Annotated in this window: 9 protein-coding genes; 4 read left to right on the forward strand and 5 right to left on the reverse strand. The window is 76.3% G+C overall.

The window, feature by feature from the left end; all coding sequences use genetic code 11:
- Window positions 1–71: 71 nt before the first annotated feature.
- Window positions 72–1,655, reverse strand: a complete 1,584-nt coding sequence (gene purH, locus ACWEMJ_RS19400) for a bifunctional phosphoribosylaminoimidazolecarboxamide formyltransferase/IMP cyclohydrolase (RefSeq protein WP_452138287.1) — start codon at window positions 1,653–1,655, stop codon at window positions 72–74.
- Entirely contained in the window at window positions 1,652–2,311 is a 660-nt protein-coding gene (gene purN / locus ACWEMJ_RS19405) for a phosphoribosylglycinamide formyltransferase (protein ID WP_452138288.1), read from the reverse strand. The genes purH and purN overlap by 4 nt, the downstream gene beginning before the upstream one ends.
- Before the next feature lie 347 nt (window positions 2,312–2,658).
- Between purN and ACWEMJ_RS19410 the strand changes: the two genes are divergently transcribed.
- Entirely contained in the window at window positions 2,659–3,249 is a 591-nt protein-coding gene (locus ACWEMJ_RS19410; RefSeq protein ID WP_452138289.1) for a hypothetical protein, read from the forward strand.
- 4 nt (window positions 3,250–3,253) lie between these two features.
- On the opposite strand, the gene ACWEMJ_RS19415 is transcribed toward ACWEMJ_RS19410, so the two are convergent.
- A complete protein-coding gene (locus tag ACWEMJ_RS19415; RefSeq protein WP_452138295.1) occupies window positions 3,254–3,916 on the reverse strand; it encodes a response regulator transcription factor in 663 nt (220 codons plus the stop codon).
- A 2-nt stretch (window positions 3,917–3,918) separates the two neighbouring features.
- Window positions 3,919–5,073 (reverse strand): sensor histidine kinase, encoded by a 1,155-nt coding sequence (locus ACWEMJ_RS19420; RefSeq protein ID WP_452138290.1) that lies wholly within the window; start codon window positions 5,071–5,073, stop codon window positions 3,919–3,921.
- Between the two features lie 143 nt (window positions 5,074–5,216).
- On the opposite strand from ACWEMJ_RS19420, the gene ACWEMJ_RS19425 reads away from it, so the two are divergent.
- Window positions 5,217–6,125 carry an ABC transporter ATP-binding protein gene (locus tag ACWEMJ_RS19425; protein WP_452138291.1) on the forward strand — a complete coding sequence of 303 codons (909 nt, stop codon included), beginning with the start codon at window positions 5,217–5,219 and terminating at the stop codon, window positions 6,123–6,125.
- A complete protein-coding gene (locus ACWEMJ_RS19430) occupies window positions 6,122–6,862 on the forward strand; it encodes an ABC transporter permease (RefSeq protein WP_452138292.1) in 741 nt (246 codons plus the stop codon). The genes ACWEMJ_RS19425 and ACWEMJ_RS19430 overlap by 4 nt, the downstream gene beginning before the upstream one ends.
- Window positions 6,863–6,963: 101 nt before the next feature.
- Here ACWEMJ_RS19430 and ACWEMJ_RS19435 read toward each other — a convergent pair whose 3' ends face one another.
- Window positions 6,964–8,232: a cell division protein PerM gene (locus tag ACWEMJ_RS19435; RefSeq protein WP_452138293.1), complete on the reverse strand. Its 1,269-nt coding sequence runs from the start codon at window positions 8,230–8,232 to the stop codon at window positions 6,964–6,966.
- A gap of 117 nt (window positions 8,233–8,349) precedes the next feature.
- Between ACWEMJ_RS19435 and ACWEMJ_RS19440 the strand changes: the two genes are divergently transcribed.
- Window positions 8,350–9,552, forward strand: a 1,203-nt coding sequence (locus ACWEMJ_RS19440; protein ID WP_452138294.1) for a LuxR C-terminal-related transcriptional regulator, incomplete at its 3' end; no start/stop codon positions are given.

The raw sequence follows: 9,552 nt of genomic DNA on the forward strand, positions 1-9,552 counted from the left end.
CTCGCCCCGAGCGCCCGAGGGCCCCGCACTCCGGTCGGAGTGCGGGGCCCTCGGCGTGCGGTGACCGGGCGTCAGTGGAAGAAGTGCCGGGTCCCGGTGAAGTACATGGTCACGCCGGCCTTCTCGGCGGCGGCGACGACCTCTTCGTCGCGGATCGAACCGCCGGGCTGGACGACGGCCTTGACGCCCGCCTCCAGCAGGATCTCCAGGCCGTCGGCGAACGGGAAGAACGCGTCGGAGGCGGCGTAGGAGCCGGTGGCGCGCTCGCCGGCCCGGGTGACGGCCAGCTTGCAGGAGTCGACCCGGTTGACCTGGCCCATGCCGACGCCGACCGAGGCGCCGTCCTTGGCGAGCAGGATCGCGTTGGACTTGACGGCCCGGCAGGCCCGCCAGGCGAAGGCGAGTTCGGCCAGCTCGTCGGCGGACAGCGCCTCGCCGGTGGCCAGCGTCCAGGTGGCCGGGTCGTCGCCCGCGGCGTCGACGCGGTCGACCTGCTGGAGCAGCACGCCGCCGGAGATCCGGCGGGACTCCAGCTTGTCGGCGGGGGCCTCGGGGGCGAGCAGCACCCGCAGGTTCTTCTTCTTGGCCAGCACCTCCAGGGCGCCGTCCTCGTAGCCGGGGGCGACGACGACCTCGGTGAAGATCGGGGCGATCTGCTCGGCCAGCTCGACGGTGACCGGGCGGTTGACGGCGATCACGCCGCCGTACGCGGAGACCGGGTCGCAGGCGTGCGCCTTGCGGTGGGCCTCGGCGACGTCCGCGCCGGTGGCGATGCCGCACGGGTTGGCGTGCTTGATGATCGCGACGGCGGGGCCGGCGTGGTCGTAGGCGGCGCGACGGGCGGCGTCGGTGTCCACGTAGTTGTTGTAGGACATCTCCTTGCCCTGGAGCTGCTGGGCGCCGGCCAGGCCGCCCGTGCCGTCGAGGTAGAGCGCGGCCTGCTGGTGCGGGTTCTCGCCGTAGCGCAGGACGTTGCCGAGCTCCCAGGTGTCGCCCAGGAAGGTCGGGAAGGCCTCCTCGGACTCGGTGTAGCCGGACTCCTCGAACCAGCTCGCCACGGCGACGTCGTACGCGGCGGTGTGCGCGAACGCGGCGGCGGCCAGGCGCTTGCGGGTCAGCAGGTCGAAGCCGCCGTCCCGGACGGCGGTCAGCACGTCCGCGTAGCGGGCCGGGTCGACCACGACGGCCACCGAGGGGTGGTTCTTGGCGGCGGCGCGGACCATCGACGGGCCGCCGATGTCGATCTGCTCGACGCACTCGTCGGGGGTGGCGCCGGAGGCGACGGTGGCGGTGAAGGGGTACAGGTTCACCACGACCAGGTCGAACGGCTCGACGCCGAGCTCGGCGAGCTGCGCGCGGTGCGACTCCAGGCGCAGGTCGGCGAGGACGCCGGCGTGCACCCGCGGGTGCAGGGTCTTGACCCGGCCGTCCAGGCACTCGGGGAAGCCGGTCAGCTCGGAGACCTCGGTGACCGGGACGCCGGCGGCGGCGATCCGCCCGGCGGTGGAGCCGGTGGAGACGATGGCGACCCCGGCGGCGTGCAGGCCCTGGGCCAGCTCCTCCAGACCGGTCTTGTCGTAGACGCTGATCAGCGCGCGCCGGATCGGGCGAACGTTCTCGGAGACGGGCGCAGTGGCGGAGGGGGCGGCGCTCATGCCGGAATCCATACCTTTCGGTCTTCGATGCGGTGTCCTTCGCGGGCCAGCCGGCCCACGACCTCGACGAGCAGCTTGCGCTCGACTGTCTTGATGCGCTCGTGCAGCGCCTCGCCGCCGTCGGCGTGGTCGGCGTCCTCGACCTCCACCACGCCCTGGGCGATGATCGGCCCGGTGTCCACGCCGGCGTCCACCAGGTGCACGGTGCAGCCGGTGACCTTCACGCCGTACGCGAGCGCGTCGGGGACGCCGTGCGCGCCGGGGAAGGCGGGCAGCAGCGCGGGGTGGGTGTTGACGGTGCGTCCGGCGAAGGCGCCGAGGAACGCGGGGCCGAGGATCTTCATGAATCCGGCGCTGATCACCAGGTCGGGCCGGTGGGAGGCGACGGCGGCGGTCAGCGCGGCGTCCCAGGCGGCCCGGTCGGCGTGGTCCTTGACGCGCTCGACGAAGACCGGGATGCCGGCCTTCTCGGCGCGGTCGATGCCGGCGATGTCCTCGCGGTCCGCGCCGACCGCGACGATCTCCGCGCCCCAGGCGGGGTCGGCGGCGGCGTCGATCAGCGCCTGGAGGTTGGTGCCGGAGCCGGAGACCAGCACCACCAGCCGGGCCGGTCCGGGGGTACGGGGCGGGAACACTTGGGCGTCAGCGGCAGCCACGGCGCGAGTCTCCGTAGGTCGGTGTCGCCCGCTGGTACGTCCACCGTCGGTGGGGCCATTACGGGCGGCGGCAGGTCGGGAGCCGTCGACGGGCGCGGGCGGCCGCGGCGCTGCGGGCCCCGGGGAACCGTCGGGAGCTGCCGACCGTCACCACGATAACGGCTGGTGGGAGGGCACCCGTAACCAGCTGGCAACGCTACGCGCGTAGTTGAGACGGGGATCTCCCGGCCGCCCGGCGGCGGTCCGGCAGGGTGCCTTACAGCCGCCGAGCGGTTGGGGGATCATTGACCGACCGCCCACTCCCCCACCGCCGGGCGGAGAACCGACGAGCAGAAACGGCCGACACCATGAGCAGCGGCGAGGACAGCGGCGAGCGCAACCCCTTCGCGCCCCCTCCGCCCGGCGCCCCGGACCAGCCCTGGCGTCCCCGCGTTCCGCAGCCGCCCGCCTCCGGCGACCGGCCGGACGGGTCGCCGGACGACGGGCGCCCGCAGCCGCCGCAGTGGGGCCCGCGCCCCGAGCCCGGCCCGCAGGGGCCCCGGCTCGACCTGTCCGACCCGGCGCACCGCACCGCCCGCAACGCCCTGCTGTCGGGCTTCGCGGCGCTGCTGTGCACGCTGTTCGGCCTGTTCTGGATCGGCTTCCCGCTGTCCCTGCTCGCCGTCTGGTACGCGGTGACGGTGCTGCGCGCGCCCGCCGAGCCGGTCACCGACCCGTTCGCGCCGCGCCCGGTCCGCCCGCAGGTCCCGGCCGCGCTGTCGGCGCTGCTCACCGGCGGACTGGCGCTGGTGATGTCGCTGGCGACGTTCGGCATGCAGTTCGCGTACCACGACTACCTGGACTGCGTGAACTCCGCGATCACCAGGGAGGGCGTGCACAGCTGCGGCACCGACGTCCCCGCCTGGGTGACCACGATCTACGAGGGCCCGGCGGAGTGAGCCGTCAGGCCTCGTCGGCGGCCGGGGCGACGAAGCCGGACTCGTAGGCGGCGATCACCGCCTGGGTGCGGTCGCGCGCGCCGAGCTTGCCGAGCAGGCTGCTGACGTGCGTCTTGACGGTCTGCACGCCCAGGTGCAGCCGCTCGCCGATCTCGGCGTTGGACAGGCCGCGCGCCATCAGCCGCAGCACCTGCTCCTCGCGCTCGGTCAGCCCGGCCCGGGCCACCGCGCCGCCGTCCGCGGCGCGGTCGGCGCGGGCCGCGGCGAGGCGGCGGATCGACGCCGGGAACAGCAGCGACTCGCCGGCCGCGACCAGCCGCACCGCCTGGGCGATCTCGGCCGGGCGGGAGCGCTTGAGCAGGAAGCCGTCCGCGCCGGCCCGCAGCGCCTCGTACACGTAGTCGTCGGCCTCGAAGGTGGTGACCACCAGGATCTTCGGCGGCTCGTCCGCGGCGCGCAGGATCGCCCGGGTCGCGGCCAGCCCGTCCACGCCGGGCATCCGGACGTCCATCAGCACCACGTCGGGGCGCAGCGTGCGGACCAGGGCGAGGGCCTGGGCGCCGTCCTCGGCCTCGCCGATCACGCCGATGCCGTCCTGGGCGTCCAGGACGGCGCGCAGGCCGGCCCGGATCAGTTCCTCGTCGTCGACCAGCAGCACCTTGATCATCGTCACCGGGCCAACCGTAGCGGCAGCCGCACCGTCAGCACCCAGTCCGTCCCGTCGGGGCCGGCCTCGCACTCGCCGCCGAGCAGCACGGCGCGTTCGCGGATGCCGCGCAGGCCCTTGCCGCCGCCCTTGCGCGAACTCCCCCGGCCGGTGGGGGCGTTGCGGCAGGACAGCTCCAGCGTGCCGGCCTCGACCAGCGCGCGGATCCGGATCGGTGCGCCGGGCGCGTGCCGCAGCGCGTTGGTGACGCCCTCCTGGACGATCCGGTACGCCTCGCGGGACAGCACGCCGGGCAGTTCGGCGACCCGGACCTCCAGGCGGGCGTCGACGGGGCTGCCCGCGGCGCGGGCGCCGGCGAAGAGCTCCTCGGCGCGGTCCAGGCCCGGCTGCTCGGCAGCGGCCCCCTCGGGGGCCTCGCGCAGCAGCACCAGCATCCGCTCCAGGTCGTCCAGGGCGCGGCGGCCGGTGGTCTCGATCGCGTCCAGCGCCTTGTCGCGGAACGCCGGGTCGGCGATCTCGCGGGCCGCGCCGGCCTGCAGGACCGTCACGGTCAGCGCGTGGCCGATCGAGTCGTGCAGTTCGCGGGCCAGCCGGTTGCGCTCCAGCAGGCGTTCGGCGCGCAGTTCCGCGGCGGCCAGCCGCTCGGCCGCCGACGGGCCCAACAGCCTTACCGCCATGGCGAGTTGAAGCCGTCCGGTGAGCTCCACCAGCCACAGCAGGGCGAACAGCAGGAGCGGGACGAGCAGCGCCCGGGGCCCGAACGGCGGCCCGGCGGCGGTGGCGGCGGCGCCGACCGCCGCGATCATCAGCGACCCGACGGCCGTGCCCAGCGCCACCCGGGCGACCAGCCAGAGCGCCGTCCGCCCCCGGTCCGCCCAGCTCGCCGACGGCGCGATGCCGATCGCCTCCTCGCGCTCCGGCACCAGCAGCAGCCGCGCCTGGACGCCCTCCACCTGCCGCACCCCCGGCACCAGCGCCAGCAGGCACAGCAGCGGCACGTCGACGGCGGCGCCCACCAGCACCATCCGGCCGGTCGAGATGCCCTCCGTCCCCGGGTAGACCAGCAGCACGACCCCGGCGAACAGCATGCCGATCAGCAGGTGCAGCCAGCGGGCGTACGTGACGGGGCGCAGCAGCGGCGCGAAGGGTGCGGGCATCGCGCCATCCTGCCCCATCCGACCCCCGCGGCGCCCTCCCTCCCGAGAGGGAGGACGACCACTCCCCGGCGGGATCTCCCGTCCCGCGCCGTTCGGTTGACTGTTCGTCACAGCCAGTCGGAACCGACGGAAGGAGAGCCGCCGTGATCGAGATTCGTGACCTGACCAAGGCGTACGGGGAGCGCCGGGCCGTGGACGGCCTCACCTTCCGGGTGGAGGCGGGCCGGGTGACCGGCTTCCTCGGGCCGAACGGCGCGGGCAAGTCCACCACCCTGCGGACGGTGCTCGGCCTGGACCGCCCGACCTCCGGCGAGGTGCTGGTCGACGGCCGCCGCTACGAACAGCTCACCGAGCCGCTGCGCCGGGTCGGCGCCCTGCTGGACGCGCAGGCCGTGCACGGCGGCCGCACCGCCGCCGGCCACCTGCGCTGGATCGCCGCCTCGCACGGGCTGCCGAAGCGCCGGATCGGCGACGTGCTCGCCATGGTCGGCCTCTCCGACGCCGCCGACCGCCGCATCCGCACCTTCTCGCTGGGCATGCGCCAGCGCCTGGGCATCGCCGCCGCGCTGCTCGGCGACCCGGCCGCGCTGCTGCTGGACGAGCCGGTCAACGGCCTGGACGCGGAGGGCATCCGGTGGATCCGGACGCTGCTGCGCCGGCTCGCCGACGAGGGCCGCGCGGTGCTGGTCTCCTCGCACCTGATGGCGGAGATGGCGCAGACCGCCGACCACCTGGTGGTGATCGGCCGGGGCCGGCTGCTGGCCGACACCTCGACCGCCGACTTCCTGGCCGAGAACGGCCGCCGCCGGGTCCGGGTCCGCGCCGTCGACCGGGCCGCGCTGGCCGCACTGCTCGCCGAGCACCACCCGGAGGCGACGCCGGCCGGCGACGACGCCTGGGACGTGCCGGACGCCGAACCGGGCGAGCTGGGCGCGCTGGCCGCGTCCCGCCGGGTGGTGCTGATCGAACTGTCCGTCACCCACGACTCACTGGAGGAGGCCTTCATGCGGATGACCGCGGACGCCGTCGAGTACCGGGCGGTGGCGGCATGAGCGCCACCACCTACCCGCTGCGCGCCGAGTGGGCGAAGTTCACGACGCTGCGCTCGCTGTGGACCACCCCGCTGATCGCGATCGCGCTGAGCGCCGGCATCACCGCGGCCGCCCAGCTCGCCTACGGCGAGGTCGACGCCTCGCTGACCGACGACCCGATGGTGGGCCTGTACTACGGCCTCAACTTCGGCCAGGTCGCGGTGGTCTGCCTGGGCATCCTGCTGGTCGGCCAGGAGTACTCCTCCGGCACGCTGGCCACGTCGCTGGCCGCCGTCCCCGACCGGATGCGCTTCTACCGGGGCAAGCTGCTGATCGGCGCGGGCCTGGGCCTGGCCGTCGGCCTGCTCACCGTGACGGGCGAACTCGCCGCCACCATGGGCTCGGTGGGCATCGACCTGTCCGCCCCCGGCACCTACCGGGCGCTCGCGGCGGGCGTGCTGTACCACCCGCTGCTGCTGCTGATCTGCCTGTCGCTGACCACGGTGCTGCGCAACCAGACCGCCGCGCTGGGCCTGCTCACCCCGCTGGTCTCGCTCGGCACCACCGCGCTGTCGGCGATCCCCGGGGTCCGCGACCTCGTCCAGTTCCTGCCGGACCGGGCCGGCCTGTACGCCACCCGCCTGCAGGACGACCCGGAGTTCCACTTCGGCCACGGCACCGGCCTGCTGCTGATGGCCCTGTGGACGGCCGTCGCCGTCCTGGCCGGCCTGCGCACCCTGCGCCGCCGCGACGCCTGACCGGCGCCGCCCGGAGCGGCCCGCCGAGTACCTGCGCACGAGCCCGGTCGGATCCGACCGGGCTCCTCGCGGTCCGGCCCCGGCCGGAAGCCCCGGCGCGACTAGGCCGCGAGCCGGCACACCAGGCGGTACGTTCCGACCCGCAGCCGCACCGTCGGGCCGGGACCGCGGCGGGTGTGCCACCAGCGGGTCAGCACCGCGCCCGGCACCGCCACGGCGAGCAGCCAGGCGCTCTGCGCCAGGCCGAACTGCCATGGCACCGGCCCGAGTTCGGACATCCGGCCGGAGCCGAGCGCGCCCCCGCAGGACCAGCCGGCCAGCATCCCGGGCGGTGCGGCGGCGAGCGCGGTGACGGCCGCGACCACGGCGGTCTGCGCGGCGCTCCAGCGGGTGGCGGCGCGGCCCAGCAGCAGCGCGGCGACGACCGCGGCGGCGGCCGGCCCGGCGCAGGCCAGCAGGTGCCAGTCCGCGCCGCGCGGGCCGGGCAGCACGGCGAGCAGCGGGAACTCGGGGACGGCGCCGAGCCTGGTCCCGAGCGGCCCGCCGTGGCCGCCCGCGCCGACCGTGAAGCCCGGGCCGAGCGCGTAACCGGCCGCCCACAGCAGCGCGTTGGGCACCAGCGCCAGGCAGGCCAGCAGCATGCCGAGCCAGCCGGCGGTGCCGCCGCCGAGCCGCTGCGCGCTCTGCCCGGCCGAGCCCAGCAGCAGCGCCGCCAGGAACACCGCCCCGCCGCCGGCCAGCAGCGCGGCCCCCCACCCCGCCAGCACCCGCAGCGCGAGCGGCTCGGCGCCCTCCGCCGGCCACAGCACGTCCGGCAGCGGGAGCCGCCGCAGCTGCCCGGGCCGTCCGAGCCCGGCCCACAGCCCGTAGCCGATCGCCCCGGCCGTCAGCGCCGCGACCGCCAGCAGGTCCGGCACCGCCCGCGAGCACAGCGCCGTCTCCGGGTCCGCGCACTGCGCGACCGCGCCCGCCGCGACCAGCTGGTACCCGGCGTACATCGCCAGCGGGGAGCGCCAGCGCACGAACCCGCGCCCCCGGGCACGCCGGGCCTGCCGCCGCCCGGCCCGGACCAGCAGCACCGAGACGACGACGGTGAGCAGCAGCGGAACCACCGTCACCGGCGCGCCCTCCGGCCCCCGGGCGAGCGGCGCGCCGTGGCCGAGCAGCCAGAGTGCGAACGCCGTCCTGGCCGCGCCCTGCGCCGAGTCGTCGCCGTACGGGGCCAGCACCCACAGGCCGAACACCGGGACGGCGACCACGGACAGGGTGAGCAGCGCGGTGCGGACTCCGGCGAGCAGATCGGCAAGGGGGGAACGAGGGTCGAGTTCGCTCGGCAGGCCGAGGATCGGACGGCCCATCAGCTGCGTCATGGGCCACATGCTGCCAAGGCCGCGCGTTACGGGGTGTCAACGCGCGAACCTTCGCCGTGTCCCGGATTATCAGTACATGTGCCTATCGCCGGGACGGATTCGCAGCGGAGGATTGCGGTGACTTCACCTTCGACCGCCGAACCCGAGCGCACCACCGGAGACTCCCCCCGCACCCGCGAGGACGCCGAGCGCCTGCTGCGCCGCCTCACCCCCCGCGAAACCCAGGCCCTGGCCCGCCTCGCCGCCGGCGACGACCTGCGCACGCTGGCCCGCAACCTCGGCATCGCCCCCGGCACCGCCCGCGCCCACCTCAACCGCGCCATGCGCAAACTCGGCGCCCGCACCCACGAGGAAGCCGCCGTCCTCGCCGCCGCCCTGGGCCGGCCCGCCGCGCCGCCGGCCGCCGGCCGCCCGAAGGACCGCGCGAAGGCTTCACCCGAACCGACGACGGACGAGCCGGCGCCACCCGGCAACCCGCCCGGGCCGGAGCCTGCCGCCGGGGCCCCCGACACCCCGGCCGAGCCGGCCCCGTCCGAGCCGCCCGCGCCCGAGTCCGAGCCGGCCCCGGCCGAACCCCCCGCCGATTTCGCCGAGTTCGCCGCGCTGGTGCACACCCGCCTGGTGCAGCAGACCTTCCTGCTGACCGGCCACCGGCACCGCGCCGTGCACTGCGTGCACCTGGCGCTGGGCGCGGCGGGCCGGCGCTGGCCGGAGGTGTCGGCGCTGCCCGACCCGGAGGGCCACGTCCGCTCGGCGGCGTTCGACCTGGCGCTGTCGCCGTGGCACCGGGGCGGCCCGCGCCGCACCCCGGCGCTGCGTCCGCGCCGCCGCATCAAGGTCGCCGAGCCGGTCGCCCCGGAGCCGCCGACCCGGCTGACGCCCCGCGACAAGGCGCTGCTCAAGGCCCTGCAGCGGCTGTCGCGGCCGCGCCGCCGGGCGCTGGTGCTGCACGACACGCTGGGGCTGTCGGTCGAACGGCTGGCGGTGGAGGCGGAGTCGACCGCGGCGGCGGCCGCGGCCCGGGTGCGGGCGGCGCGCGCCTCGCTGGCCCGGGAGGTCCCGGCGCTGGTCGGCCCCGACCCGGACGACCCGGAGTTCGCGGAGCGCCTCGGCGCGCTGCTGCACGAGGCGGCGCTGCACGGCTGCCCCGGCCCCCGGCTGCCGTCCCCGGCGCTGCTGGTGGCGGACAGCCGGCTGCACACCGGCCTGCTGACGGGCGCGGCGGCGGCGCTGACGGTGGCGGTGGGCGCGGCCGTCGCGACCACCCTGCTGGGGGTCGGCCCGGCCGACCTGCTGCGCCCGGCCGCGCCGGGGGCGACG

This window comes from Kitasatospora sp. NPDC004531 (assembly GCF_053602195.1).